Below are 14,894 nucleotides of genomic sequence, written 5' to 3'. Positions count from 1 at the left end.
CTCGTCGCGCAGGTGCAGGTGCCAGTCGTCCGGCCGGGTGAGGGTGAGCGTGTCAGTCATGGGCCGGATTGTCGTCGGCCAGATGTGCGCCGAGCAGCGCCACCAGCCAGTCCATGAAGACACGCACGCGCCTCGGCGTGTGGCGGCGCTGGCTCATGACAAGCTGCACCGGCAGCGCCGCGGGCTCATGGCCCGCAAGCACGCGCACGAGGCGTCCGTCGGCCAGCGCCGCACGCAGGCCCACGCAGGGCGCCTGCACGATGCCCATGCCGGCCAGCGCGGCGACCTGGTAGGCGTCGGTGTGGTTGACGGTGACACGCGCCGGCAGGTGCAGACTGTGCGCGCGGCCGTCGGCATCCAGCCAGTCAAAGCGAGCGCGGCGGTCCGCCCAGGTCTGGCTGTAATGGACGAGTTCGTGGCCCTGCGCCAGCAGATCCTCGGGCGTGGCGGGCGTGCCCCGCGAGGCGAGGTAGGCCGGACTCGCGACATTGATCATGCGCAGTTGGCCCACGGCTCTGGCGACGAGCATGGGGTCATGCACGGCCCCCACGCGCAGCACGCAGTCAAAGCCCTCTTCCACCAAGTCCACGCGCCGGTCCGTGCAGCTCAGCTCCACCTGCAGGCCCGGATGCGCCGCCAAGAAGGCGGGCAGCGCTGGCAGCACGGCATCCAGTGCCAGGCGTACGGGCAGGTCGACGCGCAGCCGGCCGCCGAGCTGCTGGTCCTGCTGAAACAAGGCCTCGATCTCGCCGGCATCGGCCAGCAGGCTGCGGGCACGCTCGGCGAGCAGCTCGCCGTCCGAGGTCAGGCTGACGCGCCGCGTCGTGCGCTGGAACAGGCGGCTGCCGAGGCGGGCCTCCAGCTCGCGCACGATGTGACTGACCCGCCCCTTGGGCAAGCCCAGCTCTTCGGCCGCACGGCTGAAGTGGGCCAGGTCGGCCACCTGCAGGAAGACGCGCAGCGCGGCCAGGTCGATATTGGGCATCGTTTAGAGCACAGTCATTTACGTTTAGATGACTTTATCCATTTCCATTCGAACAATAAATTGCCCTCCGTACCCACTCACGGAGAAATCCATGGCTTCCACACCCATCACCCTGATCACCGGCGGTAGCCGCGGGCTGGGCGCCGCGATGGCGCTGGCCCTGGCGCGCGACGGACACGACATCGTGCTGACGTACCGCGACGCCGTCGGCGCAGCGCAGGGCGTTGTCGAGCAGATCCAGTCCCAGGGTCGCCGCGCGCTGGCCCTGCCGCTGGACGTGACCGATACGGCAGGCTTCCCGGCATTCACCGGGCTCCTGCGCGATGCACTGAAGGCCTGGGGCGCAAGCCGGCTCGACGGCCTCGTCAACAATGCCGGCGCGGGCGCCCACGTCAGCTTCGCCGAGACGACGCTGGCCCAGTTCGACGCCATGCTGGCCATCCATCTCAAGGGCCCCTTCTTCCTGACGCAGGCCCTGCTGCCGATGCTGGCCGAAGGCGCTCGCGTGCTGAACATCTCCAGCGGCCTGACCCGCTTCACGCTGCCAGGCTATGCCGTCTACGCGGCCATGAAGGGCGCCGTCGAGGTGCTGAGCCGTTACCAGGCGAAGGAGCTGGCCGCGCGCGGCGTCCGCGTCAACACGCTGGCGCCCGGCGCCATCGCGACCGACTTCGGCGGCGGCGCAGTGCGCGACAACGCGGAGCTGAACCGCTTCGTCGCCTCCGTGACGGCATTGGGCCGGGCCGGCGAGGCAGAGGACATCGGCGGCGCGGTGGCCGCGCTGATGAGGCCGGGCGCGGGCTGGATCACCGGCCAGCGCGTGGAGGCCTCGGGCGGCATGTTCCTTTGAGGGTCGTGTTTCCATGGCGCGAGGTGGGCGCGTATAAGACCACCACCCCAGCCCACGGAGAATCCATGACCCGACACGCCCTCTCACTTGCTGCAGTTGCCGCGCTGCTCACCGCCTGCGCCACGAAGCCGATGGAGGCCCTGGGACCGCCGGCCAAGGAGATGATCCATGCCGTCACGGCGACGAATCAGTTGATCCTGTTCAACGCCGGCCAGCCGCAGAAAACACTCTCCAGCCGGCCCCTCACGGGTCTGGCCGCTGGGGACACGCTGCTAGGCATCGACTACCGCGTCGCCAAGGGCCAGCTCTACGGCCTGGGAGCCAGCGGCCAGCTCTACCGCATAGACACACGGACCGGCGCGGCCAGTGCCATCGGCGCCCCCAGCGCCCTGCCCCGGGACGGCGCCACCGAATGGGGCTTTGATTTCAACCCGACCGTGGACCGCATCCGCGTCGTCAATGACGCGGGCTACAACCTGCGCCTGCACCCCGACACCGGCGCCATCGTGGACGCCGACCCCGAGCAACCGGGAGCGCAACTGGACGGCCGCCTGGCCTATGACAAGAACGACGTGAACGCCGGCAAGCCACCCGCCATCGTCGCGGCCGGCTACACCTACAACAAGGACAACGACAAACTCACGACCAACTACGCACTGGACGGCCGCCTGGGCGTGCTGGTACATCAGGGCAGCAAGGAGGGCATGCTGCCGGTGACGTCGCCCAACACGGGCCGTCTCTACACGGTCGGGTCGCTGGGCATCGGCAGCTTCCAGCACGCGACACTGGACATCTCCGACGTGTCGAACGCGGCCTATGCGGCCATCACGGTGGACGGGAAATCGGGCTGGTATCGCATTGACCTGCCCACCGGCCAAGCGACGCGCATCGGCAGCATCGCCGCCGGGGCGCTGGTCGGGGCGGCCATCGAGCCGTAGGGCCACGGGGCCCGCGGGGCGGGCTGTGCCGTCAGTGCTGCAGGATCTTGGCCAGGAAGTCCTTGGCCCGCGGCGAGCGTTCGTCGGGCTTGTTGAAGAAGTCGGCGCTGGTGCAGTCCTCGATGATCTTGCCCGCGTCCATGAAGATGACACGATTGCTGACGCGCTTGGCAAAACCCATCTCGTGCGTCACGCACATCATGGTCATGCCCTCGTTGGCCAGTTGCACCATCACGTCCAGCACCTCGCCCACCATCTCGGGGTCCAACGCCGAGGTGGGCTCGTCGAACAGCATGACGATGGGATCCATGGACAGCGCCCGCGCGATGGCCACGCGCTGCTGCTGCCCACCGGAGAGCTGACCGGGGAACTTGTCCTTGTGTGCGGACAGGCCGACCCGCTCCAGCATCTTCAGGCCGCGCGTCTTGGCATCGGCCGGCGAACGACCCAGCACCTTGATCTGAGCGATGGTCAGGTTCTCGGTTACCGACAGGTGGGGGAACAGCTCGAAGTGCTGGAAGACCATGCCCACGCGTGAGCGCAGCTTGGGCAGGTTGGTCTTGGGATCGGCGATGGAGATGCCGTCCACGACGATGTCACCCTTCTGGAAGGGCTCCAGCGCGTTGACGGTCTTGATCAGCGTCGACTTGCCCGAGCCCGAGGGCCCGCAGACGACGACGACCTCGCCCTTCTTGATGGACGTCGTGCAGTCGGTCAGCACCTGAAAGCTGCCGTACCACTTGGAGATGTTCTTGATGTCGATCATGGTGATGCCCAATCAACGGATGATTGCGATCTTCTGCTGCAGCCGGCGCACAAGCTGCGACAGGCCGAAGCAGATGACGAAGTAGACGACGGCGGCGACGAGATAGGTCTCGACCGGGCGGTTGAAGTTCTTGCCCGCAACCTCGAAGCCCTTCAGCAGGTCGTACTCGCCAACGGCGTAGACCAGCGAGGTGTCCTGGAACAGGATGATGGTCTGGGTCAGCAGTACGGGCAGCATGTTGCGGAAGGCCTGCGGCAGCACGACGAAGCGCATCGTCTGGCCGTAGGTCATGCCCATCGCGTAGCCGGCATTGACCTGACCGCGCGACACCGACTGGATACCGGCCCGCATGATCTCGGAGTAATAGCAGGCCTCGAACAGCGTGAAGGTGATGAAGGCGGAGGTCTGCCCGCCCAGCGGCCCGAGCAGCTTGGGAATGAGCAGGAAGAACCACAGGATCACCATCACCAGCGGGATGGAACGCAGCGTATCGACGTAGAAGGCCGCCGGCGCCGACAGCCAGCGGTGACTGGACAGCCTCATCATCGCCAGCAGCGTTCCGAGGACGATGCCGCCGATCATGGACACCAGGGTCAGCTGGATGGAGAACCAGAAGCCCTTGGCGATGAAGCTCTGGATGACGGCCCAGTTCAGGAAGGAGTAGTCGAGGTTCAGCATCACTTCGCTCCCACCGTGCCGGGGATGCGCACGCGCGCCTCGATGAACTTCGCGATGCGGTTGATGGCAAACGCGGAGATGAAGTAAAGCAGCGTCACGGGAATGAAGATCTCCTCGAAGTGCGAGGTCTCTTCCGATGCCTGCTGCGCGAACTGCGCCAGCTCCGGGATGCTGACCGCGAAGGCCACGGCAGAGTTCTTGACGATGTTCATGCTCTCGCTCGTCAGCGGCGGGATGACGATGCGAAAGGCCATGGGCAGCAGCACGAAGCGGTAGGTCTGGGGCAGCGTCATGCCCATGGCTTGGCCGGCATAGCGCTGGCCGCGCGGCAAGGTCTGGATGCCCGCCTTGACCTGCTCGCCAATGCGCGCGCTGGTGAAGAAGCCCAGCGCAAAAACGACCAGCACCGAAGACGACAGGTTCTCCCGCAGCACCGGGAACAGCGCCGGCAGCACGTGGTACCAGAGGAAGACCTGCACCAGCAGCGGGATGTTGCGGAACAGCTCCGTCCACGCCTCCCCGAAGCGGGCCAGCCATCGGTTGGGCGCCGTGCGGATGATGCCGATCAGCGAGCCCACGACCAGTGCCAGCAGCAGCGCCAGCAGCGAGACGCTCAACGTCCAGCCCCAGGCGTTCAGCATCCACTGCAGATAGGTCTGCTCCTTGCCGCCGGGGCCAAAGCAGCCAGCGATGGCCTCTCCGGTGGCGGTGTCATTGCAGTAGAACTGCCAGTCCCAGCTCATGGCCCTCTCCTTAAGCCTTGCATCTAACGCAAAGCGGGTGCCAGGCACCCGCTTCAAGGTCTTTCAGGTCGATGCGCGAATCACTTCTTCGCGTAGTCTTCCATCGGCTTGTCGTTGGGATTTGCCCAGGCCTCCTTGGTCGCGGCGGACAGCGGCAGGCCGATCTTGGTGTTGGTCGGCGGGATGGGCTGCAGGAACCACTTGTCGTAGATCTTGGCCATCTCGCCCGACTTCATCATGGCCTTGATGCTGTCGTCCACGGCCTTCTTGAAGGCGGGATCGTCCTTGCGGATCATGATGGCAATGGGCTCGACGGACAGCACTTCGCCGACGATCTTGAAGTCGGCCGGGTTCTTGGACGTGGCGATGTTCTTGGCCAGGATGGAGCCGTCCATGACGAAGGCATCGGCGCGGCCGGAATCCAGCAACAGGAAGCTGTCCGCATGGTCCTTGCCGAAGACTTCCTTGAAGTCCACACCGCTGGCGCGCTCGTGTTTGCGCAGCGTCTGCACCGAGGTGGTGCCGGTGGTCGTGGCGATGGTCTTGCCGTTGAGCTGGTTGATCGACGTGATGCCCGAGTTGGCCTTCACGGCGATGCGCACCTCCTCGACATAGGTCGTCACGGCGAAGGCGACGTCCTTCTGGCGGGCGACGTTGTTGGTCGTCGAGCCGCACTCCAGGTCTACCGTGCCGTTGACCGTCAGCGGGATGCGGTTGGCCGACGTGACCGGCTGATACTTGACGTCGATCTTGCTGCCAAGTTGCTTGCGCAGGTCGGCGATGACGCGCTCGCACACGTCGATGTGGTAGCCGACGTACTTGCCGTCACCAATGGTGTAGGACAGCCCCGAAGACTCGCGCACGCCCATCGTGATGGTGCCGCTGTCCTTGATCTTCTTCAGCGTGTCGGCATGCACGGCGGAAACGCCAGCCAGCAGGGCGGCGACGAGCAGAACTTTCTTCATGGAGACTCCAACAACAGGAAGTGGATATCGATAACAAGCTCGAGCAGACCACGCCCGGCACTCAGCCCGAATACGGGTTTTCACGCGGCATGTGTATGCAGGATGAGGTCATGCCGCTGACGCAAGATAGTCCCACAGCGCCTGCGCCGCGGGCTTCTGGCGGCGCGACAGCTCGGGCCGTTCACGGTAGATGCGTAATTCCATGCTGAGGCTGAACGTCCCGGGCGCCGCAGCCGGCACGAGGCGGCCACCGGCAAGCTCCTTCTGGACGGAGCTGGCAGGCAGGAAGGCGAAGCCATGCCCCTCCAGCGCCATGGCCTTTAGGCCCTCGGCCATGTCGGTCTCGTAGATGGCATCCAAGTTCAGGGCGCAGTCGGCTTCCTTGACGATGAGTTCGACCAGCCGGCCGAGGTAAGCGCCGGCCGCGTAGCTCAGGAAGGGGATCTTCTGGCCCGGTCGGCCGGGCAGGCGGAACATCGGCTCGCCCTGGGCATCGGCCTTGGCATATGGTGACAGCGTCTCATGGCCCAGGGACACCATCTGATAGCGCTCGGGGTCCAGTTGCAAGGGCTGGCTGGCGTGGTGATAGACCAGCAGCAAGTCGCAGTTGCCCTCGCTCAGTTGCAGCATCGCATCGTGCACGTTGGCCGCATTGAGCCGGCACTTGATGGCGCCGAAGCCGCGGCGCAGGCCCATGAGCCAGTGCGGGAAGAACGAGAAGGCCAGCGAATGCGGCACGGCGAACTCGATCATGTCCTGGTCCGCCGCCTGGTGGCTGCGCAGCATGTTGCGAGTGGCCTGCAGATGACCCAGCAGCTCGACCGCCTGGGCCAGCAGCGTGGCGCCTGCGGCCGTCAGCCGCGTCGGGTAGGAGGAGCGGTCGACCAGGTCGACGCCGGCCCAGGCCTCCAGCGCCTGGATGCGGCGCGAGAACGCAGGCTGGGTCACATGGCGGAGCTGGGCGGAGCGCGAAAAGCTTCGCGTCTCGGCCAGGCTGACGAAGTCTTCAAGCCATTTGGTTTCCACCCAGGGCAGTGTAGCCAAGGCCTTCGCACCGCTCAGGCACCGGCATTTCCCGTTGTTTCCATGACAGGGCATGCCCCCCTCAAGCGCGGTCCCTGGCCCCTGCGGCCCCCTCAACTGCAGGGGGCCGGGCCCAGCCCGTCATGAGACGGCTTGTTTACATTTCCTTCCACAAACCCAACTCGAATCCTGGACGGAGAACGCCATGCGCAAGACGAGCAAACTACTGGCCCTCACGTTGGCAGTTGGACTGCAGCCGGCCATGGCCGGCACGGTCACGCTGGACTTCAACGACGTGTCGGCCACTGCGCCGCTCACCAACCAGTACGCTGGGGCCCCGTGGTTTGTCGAGGCGTCTGGCGCGGCCTGGACGGCCGCGAACGTGTCCTGCTTCCCGAATGACCCCATCGCCATCGCATTCCCCGGCGCCGGCAACTGCGGTGCCCTGTGGCTGGCCGAACCCAACGGCAACCAGACCAGCTCGATGACGCTGAAGGTCGGGAACGGCTTCGATGCGCTTTCCTTTATCTACTCCGGCAGCAATGGCGACTCCAAACTGTCGGTTTCGATCTACGACGCGGCGGGCCTGTTGCTGAGCAGCCTGGACAACCTGGGCGCGCAGAGTTGCGGCGGTGACTTCTTCTGCGTCTGGTCCAGCGAGATCTCCCTGACCGGATTCAAGGGGGCCAGCACGGTCAAGTTCGAGGCAGACAACCAGGCCTTCCTGCTCGACAACCTGTCCTTCACGACCAACGGGGCAGGTGGTCAACTGCCCGAGCCTGGCGGCGTTGCCCTCGCGCTGGGTGCCTTGGGTGCCCTGGGCTGGACCCGCAAGCGCTCCTCGCGCTAGCCCCCTCTTCCGCTCGTTCAACGACCGCCGCTGGCGGTCGTTTCATTTGTGCGCAGGCCCCTCGCCGCTGGCCCGACCCCGCCTGCTTGGACCGCCCGCCATGACGGAACTCGCTCCGCTGTGAATGCACAACCGGGTGGCTTGAATCGCCACACTCCGTCCCTATAATGCTTGACTGCTAGCACTCAACACACCTGAGTGCTAACGAAATCGGTCCCGCTGGTGCGCCAGCAGGCTCCGTTTTTTTCGCGAGTCGCGGCCCGTGCGGGTCGCGGCCGCTTCAGCACCTACTCTCAAGGAGATTCCATGAAGCTGCGCCCCCTGCACGATCGCGTGATCGTTCGCCGTCTGGAGCAAGAGACCAAGACCGCCTCGGGCATCGTCATCCCCGACAACGCTGCTGAGAAGCCTGATCAAGGTGAAGTGCTGGCTGTCGGCCCGGGCAAGCGCAACGACAAGGGTGAGTTTGTGGCCCTGAATGTCACCGTCGGCGATCGCGTGCTGTTCGGCAAGTACTCCGGCCAGGCTGTCAAGGTCGACGGCGAAGAGCTGCTGGTCATGCGCGAAGAAGACCTCTTCGCCGTCGTGCAAAAGTAATTCAGCGGTCGACGCATCGACTCTGACCCCAATTCAAGTATTCGGAGAATCCAAATGGCAGCAAAAGACGTGATCTTTGGCGGCGAAGCCCGCGCCCGCATGGTTGAAGGCGTCAACATCCTGGCCAACGCGGTCAAGGTGACCCTGGGCCCCAAGGGCCGCAACGTGGTGCTCGAGCGCTCCTTCGGCGCCCCCACCGTGACCAAGGACGGCGTGTCCGTGGCCAAGGAAATCGAGCTCAAGGACAAGCTCCAGAACATGGGCGCCCAAATGGTCAAGGAAGTTGCTTCCAAGACCAGCGACAACGCCGGTGACGGCACCACCACCGCTACCGTGCTGGCCCAGGCCATCGTCCGCGAAGGCATGAAGTACGTGGCCGCCGGCATGAACCCGATGGACCTGAAGCGTGGCATCGACAGGGCCGTCGGCGCCCTGGTCGCCGAGCTGAAGAAGGCCTCCAAGGCCACCACGACCTCCAAGGAAATCGCCCAGGTCGGCACGATCTCGGCCAACAGCGATGCCGACGTTGGTCAGATCATCGCCAATGCGATGGACAAGGTCGGCAAGGAAGGCGTCATCACCGTCGAAGACGGCAAGAGTCTGAACAACGAGCTGGACGTCGTCGAAGGCATGCAGTTCGACCGCGGCTACCTGTCGCCCTACTTCATCAACAACCCGGAAAAGCAATCCGCGATCCTGGACAACCCCTTCGTGCTGCTGTACGACAAGAAGGTGTCCAACATCCGCGACCTGCTGCCCACGCTGGAAGCCGTCGCCAAGGCCGGCCGCCCGCTGCTGATCATTGCCGAGGAAGTCGAGGGCGAAGCCCTGGCGACCCTGGTGGTCAACACCATCCGCGGCATCCTGAAGGTCGTCGCCGTCAAGGCCCCTGGCTTCGGCGACCGCCGCAAGGCCATGCTCGAAGACATCGCCATCCTGACGGGCGGCAAGGTCATCGCCGAAGAAGTGGGTCTGTCGCTCGAGAAGGTCACGCTGGCTGACCTGGGCCAGGCCAAGCGCGTCGAAGTGGGCAAGGAAAACACCACCATCATCGACGGCGCCGGTGCTGCTGCCGACATCGAAGCCCGCGTCAAGCAAGTGCGCATCCAGATCGAAGAAGCCACCAGCGACTACGACCGCGAGAAGCTGCAAGAGCGCGTGGCCAAGCTGGCCGGCGGCGTCGCCGTCATCAAGGTCGGCGCTGCCACCGAAGTCGAGATGAAGGAAAAGAAGGCCCGCGTGGAAGACGCGCTGCACGCCACCCGTGCCGCCGTTGAAGAAGGCATCGTCGCCGGCGGCGGCGTGGCCCTGCTGCGTGCCAAGCAAGCTGCTGGCGAGATCAAGGGCGACAACGCCGACCAGGACGCCGGCATCAAGCTGATCCTCAAGGCCATCGAAGCCCCGCTGCGCGAAATCGTCTACAACGCTGGCGAAGAGAGCTCCGTCGTCGTCAACGCCGTGCTGGGTGGCAAGGGCAACTACGGCTACAACGCCGCCAACGGCACTTATGGCGACATGATCGAGATGGGCATCCTGGACCCGACCAAGGTGACCCGCACCGCGCTGCAGAACGCCGCATCCGTCGCATCGCTGATGCTGACGACCGAATGCATGGTCGCCGAATCCCCCAAGGACGACGCACCGGCCGGCATGCCCGGCGGCATGGGCGGTATGGGTGGCATGGGCGGCATGGACATGTAAGTCCACGCCAGCGACTCACCCGTCGCTGACAAAACGAAAGGGGCTGCGCGAGCAGCCCCTTTTTTTTCACCCAGAGATCAGTCGCTGGCGCGCGCCTCGGATCGCTTCAGCGTGTACGTCAGCCCGATGCCGATGCTGGCGCCGGTTGTCCGGCGCACCAGCGGGCTGTCGCGATTGGCCGCTCCCGCCACGCTGTCCACGCGGCCGAAGGCGAACACGCGCACGTCCCGCGCCAACTGGCGCGATACGCCACCTTTGAAGCGCCAGGCGATCAATCCCGCCCGAGCGCCGTAGGCAGGCCGGTCCGGCAGCGCCTCGTCCGGCGCCACGCCGTAGTAGGTCGACCCGAGCCGGTCGTCGCCGATCAGCACACCCGCTCCGATGCCATAGCTCCAGCCGCCCCGCGTGCGGTGCTCCAGGCTCAACTCCGGCTCCAGGCTCATACCGCGGTGTCGCCGCAGGTCCCGCGCCTCGAACACCCCACGCAGCGGCAGCTCAAAGGTCAGTCGGTGACCGGCAGCACGCCCGTTCAGGAACCAGCGCCCCACCGGCCCGAACTCGATCAGCGTGCCCAGCCTCGGCATGCCCTCGCGGGCTCGCAGCGACTTTCCACCGGCGCTCAGCGAGCCCGCGAACGACACGTCCAGCTCGAAGGCCTCGGTACGCACCGCGCGCAGGCCCGCCCCCTCGTCATCCGCCCGCAGCACCTTGCCGCGATAGATCACATAGGGCAGCAGCGGCGTGCGGCGCACCTGCTCGTCCGCGCCCGGGTAGGCCTGCTGGGAAATGACGCCTGCCGCCGCACCCACCTCCCAAAGCGGCAGGTCGGGACGCGCGGGCGCATCGGCGTGGGCGCCGGCGCTCGCGCAGGCGAGGCTGAAAACCAGAAAGCGTTTCATGGGTGATCCAAGAGCAGCGACGGCGCGCATCATGCCGTCACCCGCGCAATCAGCGCGTCAGCGAACCCACCCTGATCGCACAGCGCGCTAGCGGCCATGCGCTCGCGCAGGCTGGCGCGCAGCGCGCTGAGCCCCGCGCGGTCTTGCAGGCGGGCTTGCGCCAAACGCACGAAGTCGTCCTCGTCGACCGCCACCCAGCCCTGCGCCAGGCCCAGGGTCTGCATGAAGCTCAGCCCCTGGCGCGAGATCGGCGCCGGCCCGGGCAGCGTCAGCACCGGCACGCCCATCCACAGCCCGTCCAGCGTCGTCATGCCGCCGCTGTGCGGGAAGGGATCGAGCGCGATGTCCACCCGGCCGAAGGCGGCGAGATAGTCGGCCAGCGGGCCCGGGCCTTCCAGTTCCAGTTGGCGCGCATCGCCCGGCCAGCGCGCCCGCAACAGGGCGCGCTCGGCTTCATGCTGCAGCCCCGGCGCCTTGATCAGCAGCCGGCTGCCGGGCGTCGCGCCCAGCACACGCGCCCACAGGGCCAGGACCGGATCGCCGAGCTTGTGCAGCGCATTGAAGCTGCCGAACTGAGGCGCGCCGCCCCTCGGAGCCACAGCTGGTGCGTCCCCCGGCGGCGCGTAGACCGTGAAGCTGTGCGGCAGCCGCAGCAGCGGCTCGACGAACCCGGCCTCGGCCCCCGCCGGCAGCAACCAGCGGTCGCCGATGAAGCCATCGATCTCCACCAGCCCGGTACTGGCCGCATAGCCCAGCCAGCTGAACTGCCGCGGCGCGGGCCGACGCGCGAACACACCCAGCCGGTGGCCGCCCGTGTGGCCGTTCAGATCAATCAGCACATCGATCCCGTCGTCGGCGATGCGCGCCGCCAGCGCCGCGTCGTCGAGGTCCGTGGCCCGCACCCAGCGCGGCGCCGCTGCGCGCAGCCGCTGCGACAGGGCATCGTCAAGCTGGGAATTGGCATAGACCGACACCTCGCAGCGCAACGCCAGTGCCGGCAACCAGGCCTCGGCCAAGCGCCCGACCGGATGGCTGCGCAGGTCGGCCGACACCAGCCCCACGCGCAGCCGCGGCGCCATCGGCGCCAGCCGTCGCACCGGTACGGCCTGGGCCACCCGCCCGAAGTCCGCTGCCTCCGCCCGCAGCGCGGCGGCCTCTTCGGCATGGGCCTGGCGATAGCTGCGCAGCAGCAGCCGGTCGCTGCGCGCGGTGAGCAGGGCTGGATCGAGCGCAATCAGCCGGCCCAGCACGGCGTCGGCCTCATCCAGGGCGCCCTGGCGCTTCAAGGCCTGGGCGAGATGGCTGAGCGCCCGGGGCGATTCCGGCGCGTCGGCCAACGCCTGACGGTAGGCGTCCACCGCCTCGCCGAATCGCCCCTCCTGCAGCCGCAGGCCCCCGAGGTTGGTCATCACGGCCGCACGGCGCTCGCCGGTCGCACCCGCTGCCAGGGCCGCGCCCAGCACGGCCTCGCCTCGATCGGGTCGCAGCAGGCTGAGATTGCAGGCGGCCTCGGCATGGCCCGGGTCGAGCGCCAGCACCCGCTCCCAGGCCTCGATGGCGGCCGTCGGGTCGCCGACGTCATGGAGCAGATTGCCGAGCGTGAACCAGGACTCGGCACGGTCCGGGGCCAGCGCCAGGGCTTCGCGGAGCCGCGTCACCGCCTCGGCGACACGGCCGGCCGCCGCCAGCGCGGTGGCGGCATGCACGCGCAGGCTGGCATCGCCCGGCCGCGCATCCACGGCCCGGGCGAAGGCCTGGGCTGCCTCCTCATGTCGGCCCAGGGCCAGCAGCGCGCGTGCGCGGTTGCCCAGCGCTGCAGCCAACCCCGGCTGCCGGGCCAGGGCCGCGTCGAAGGCCGCCAGCGCGTCGGCCGGCTGGCGCAGTGCCAGCAGCGCGTTGCCGAGGTTGTTGTGCGCCCCGGCCAGTCCCGGCTGCAGTCGCAGCGCGTGCTCGTAGGCCGTGCGGGCTTCGGCCCAGCGGCCACGGGCCGCCAGCAGCGCCCCCAAGTTGGCTGGCAGCTCTGCATCGCCGGGCAGCAGTTCCATCGCGCGGCTCAAGGCCGGCAGGGCATCCTCGCCCAGCATCTGCTGGGCCACCGACAAAGCCTTCCACAACGCCCCGTCCTGCGGATTTCGACTCAGCAGGGCGCGCGCCAGGACCGCCATCTCGGCATGCCGGCCCGCCTGGAAAAGCGTGAAAAGGTCATGAAGTCCGGCGCTGGCCATGTAGTTCGGGGGGGAGGTAAGAGAGGGCAACACGCCGGGACGCCCCAGGCTGGCGCCAGATAATCTCATCCCGCCGTCTCCCTGCCTCCATGTTCTCCAGTCTGCATCCCCACGCCCTGCTCGACCATGCGCTGACCGAGACCGGCCCGCTGGCCCGCGAACTGCTCAACGTGGTGCAGGACGAACTCGATGCCCAGCCCCAGCACTACCCGCTGCGCGAGGCTTGGCGCAAGGTGCGCGCCCACTTCGCGGCCGACTTTGAGGGCAAGCTCATTGAACTGTTGCAGGCCGGTCGCCGCGGCGAAGATCCCCTTCACCGCGCGCCGCTGCAACTCGGCGGCCTGGAAAGCCTGAGTCTCGTCGACGAGCACCAGGCCCTCCAGGATGTGGCCATTGCCCATGTCGCCCACACCGCTGAGGAACTCAGCCGCGCCGAACTGCACCAGATCGGCAACTTTTACGCGGCGCTTCGCGGCACCGCCCGGGCCCGCGAGCGCGACAACCCGCTGCGCCCCGCCCTCTTCGCCCATGCGCTGCATCATGCGCTGGCCGCCAGCCCGCTTGGCGCCCAGGCCCAATACGAGCTGATGCGCGTGGCGGCCACGCCGCTGGCCCGCGCCCTGCACCGCCTCTACGCCCAGGCCTGCTTGACGCTGCATGCTGCCGACATCGGTGACATGGTGGCCTCCCATGCCAACGCCCGCAGCGACCCGCTGGCCCACCAGCGCCTGGCCGCTGCCCGCGGCATCGGCACACGGCCGCAGGCCCACGGCACGCTGGACGGCCTGTCTCGCCGCGTCGACGCGGCCAATTCACGCCCCCAGGGGCTGGGCGCGCCCGGTGCGGTGGCCCCACGCAACCCACAGGCCCCTGCCCCCTTCGTGCGCACGACCGGGCCGGACATGCTGAGCCGGCTCTATGACCAGATCCTGGCCGACCCGCGCCTGCTGCCGCCGCTCAAGGGCCTGCTGGCACGGCTGCAGATCGCCGTCGTGCGCCTGGCGCGCACCGACAACACGTTGCTACGCCGCGAGGACCACCCCACCTGGGCGCTGCTGAATCGCGTTGCCGCCCACGGCATGGCCTTCGAGCGCGCGGACGACCCGCTGCTGGTCGACTTCCTGCGCTTCATGGAGGCCGAGGCTCAACTGCTCGTCGACGCGCCCACGCCTACGGCCCTGCTCTTCCAGCAGGCGCTCGCCCGTGTGGATACCCATATCGGCCAGCAAGCCCGTCAGAGCGGCGAGCGCAATGCCGTCGCGCTGGCCGCGCTGGAGCGCGAGCACCAGCGATCTGAATGGCGCGATCTGCTGCGCGAACAGGTTGACCATCAGATGATGGACGCGCCGCTGGGGCCGCGCATGCACCGCTTCCTGCAGACGAGCTGGGTCGATGTCATCGTCGCGGCCATGGTCCGCCACGGTCGCGACTCGGTCGAGGCCCAGGCCGCCATGGAGGTCGTCGACGCCGTCATCGACAGCCTCACCACGCCGCGCGACCTCGCCGATCGCGAGGCGTTGCGCATGCGCCTGCCCGTCCTCATCGAACTCCTGTCCACCGGCTGCGACAGCATCCAGCTGCCCGAGGCCCGGCGCGAGCCGCCGCTGTCGGAGCTGATGGCGCAGCATGCCCGGCTGCTGCGCGGCCTGCCGGCCCTGGACCCGGCCGAACGCC

General features: G+C 67.5%; 14 protein-coding genes. 6 read left to right on the top strand and 8 right to left on the bottom strand.

The window, feature by feature from the left end:
* Nucleotides 1–52: 52 nt before the first annotated feature.
* A complete protein-coding gene (locus VGF12_RS04050; RefSeq protein ID WP_331174763.1) occupies nt 53–985 on the bottom strand; it encodes a LysR family transcriptional regulator in 933 nt (310 codons plus the stop codon).
* A 91-nt stretch (nt 986–1,076) separates the two neighbouring features.
* On the opposite strand from VGF12_RS04050, the gene VGF12_RS04045 reads away from it, so the two are divergent.
* The gene (locus tag VGF12_RS04045; RefSeq protein ID WP_331174762.1) at nt 1,077–1,835 is read left to right on the top strand and encodes an SDR family NAD(P)-dependent oxidoreductase; all 759 of its coding nucleotides are present in this window, start codon (nt 1,077–1,079) and stop codon (nt 1,833–1,835) included.
* 65 nt (nt 1,836–1,900) lie between these two features.
* On the top strand, nt 1,901–2,773 hold the full coding sequence (locus VGF12_RS04040) for a DUF4394 domain-containing protein (protein ID WP_331174761.1): 873 nt from the start codon (nt 1,901–1,903) through the stop codon (nt 2,771–2,773).
* 31 nt (nt 2,774–2,804) lie between these two features.
* Here the strand turns inward: VGF12_RS04040 and VGF12_RS04035 are convergent, their stop codons facing one another.
* The 5 genes from VGF12_RS04035 to VGF12_RS04015 form a co-directional block, all read right to left on the bottom strand.
* Complete coding sequence (locus VGF12_RS04035; RefSeq protein WP_331174760.1) at nt 2,805–3,539, bottom strand: amino acid ABC transporter ATP-binding protein; 735 nt, start codon at nt 3,537–3,539, stop codon at nt 2,805–2,807.
* A 12-nt stretch (nt 3,540–3,551) separates the two neighbouring features.
* Entirely contained in the window at nt 3,552–4,217 is a 666-nt protein-coding gene (locus VGF12_RS04030; protein WP_331174759.1) for an amino acid ABC transporter permease, read from the bottom strand.
* Nucleotides 4,217–4,960: an amino acid ABC transporter permease gene (locus VGF12_RS04025; RefSeq protein WP_331174758.1), complete on the bottom strand. Its 744-nt coding sequence runs from the start codon at nt 4,958–4,960 to the stop codon at nt 4,217–4,219. Before VGF12_RS04025 ends, VGF12_RS04030 begins: the two co-directional genes overlap by 1 nt.
* 80 nt (nt 4,961–5,040) lie before the next feature.
* Nucleotides 5,041–5,925, bottom strand: a complete 885-nt coding sequence (locus VGF12_RS04020) for an amino acid ABC transporter substrate-binding protein (protein WP_331174757.1) — start codon at nt 5,923–5,925, stop codon at nt 5,041–5,043.
* A 108-nt stretch (nt 5,926–6,033) separates the two neighbouring features.
* Entirely contained in the window at nt 6,034–6,951 is a 918-nt protein-coding gene (locus tag VGF12_RS04015; RefSeq protein WP_331174756.1) for a LysR substrate-binding domain-containing protein, read from the bottom strand.
* Between the two features lie 202 nt (nt 6,952–7,153).
* Between VGF12_RS04015 and VGF12_RS04010 the strand changes: the two genes are divergently transcribed.
* From VGF12_RS04010 to groL, 3 genes are all read left to right on the top strand, one after another.
* A complete protein-coding gene (locus VGF12_RS04010; protein WP_331174755.1) occupies nt 7,154–7,798 on the top strand; it encodes a hypothetical protein in 645 nt (214 codons plus the stop codon).
* 306 nt (nt 7,799–8,104) lie between these two features.
* Entirely contained in the window at nt 8,105–8,395 is a 291-nt protein-coding gene (gene groES / locus VGF12_RS04005) for a co-chaperone GroES (protein WP_293501792.1), read from the top strand.
* A gap of 54 nt (nt 8,396–8,449) precedes the next feature.
* Nucleotides 8,450–10,096 (top strand): chaperonin GroEL, encoded by a 1,647-nt coding sequence (gene groL, locus VGF12_RS04000; protein WP_331174754.1) that lies wholly within the window; start codon nt 8,450–8,452, stop codon nt 10,094–10,096.
* 77 nt (nt 10,097–10,173) lie between these two features.
* On the opposite strand, the gene VGF12_RS03995 is transcribed toward groL, so the two are convergent.
* Both VGF12_RS03995 and VGF12_RS03990 read right to left on the bottom strand, forming a co-directional pair.
* Nucleotides 10,174–10,995, bottom strand: coding sequence for a MipA/OmpV family protein (locus tag VGF12_RS03995; protein WP_331174753.1), 822 nt, complete (start codon nt 10,993–10,995; stop codon nt 10,174–10,176).
* A 29-nt stretch (nt 10,996–11,024) separates the two neighbouring features.
* Nucleotides 11,025–13,289 carry a tetratricopeptide repeat protein gene (locus tag VGF12_RS03990; protein WP_331174752.1) on the bottom strand — a complete coding sequence of 755 codons (2,265 nt, stop codon included), beginning with the start codon at nt 13,287–13,289 and terminating at the stop codon, nt 11,025–11,027.
* Between the two features lie 20 nt (nt 13,290–13,309).
* Between VGF12_RS03990 and VGF12_RS03985 the strand changes: the two genes are divergently transcribed.
* The coding region (locus tag VGF12_RS03985) for a DUF1631 family protein (RefSeq protein WP_331174751.1) at nt 13,310–14,894 on the top strand (1,585 nt) is incomplete at its 3' end.

The sequence above is a fragment of the Roseateles sp. genome, from assembly GCF_036404855.1.
In the GTDB taxonomy this organism is placed as follows: Bacteria; Pseudomonadota; Gammaproteobacteria; order Burkholderiales; family Burkholderiaceae_C; genus Pelomonas.
This window is presented reverse-complemented; position numbering and strand designations above follow the sequence as displayed.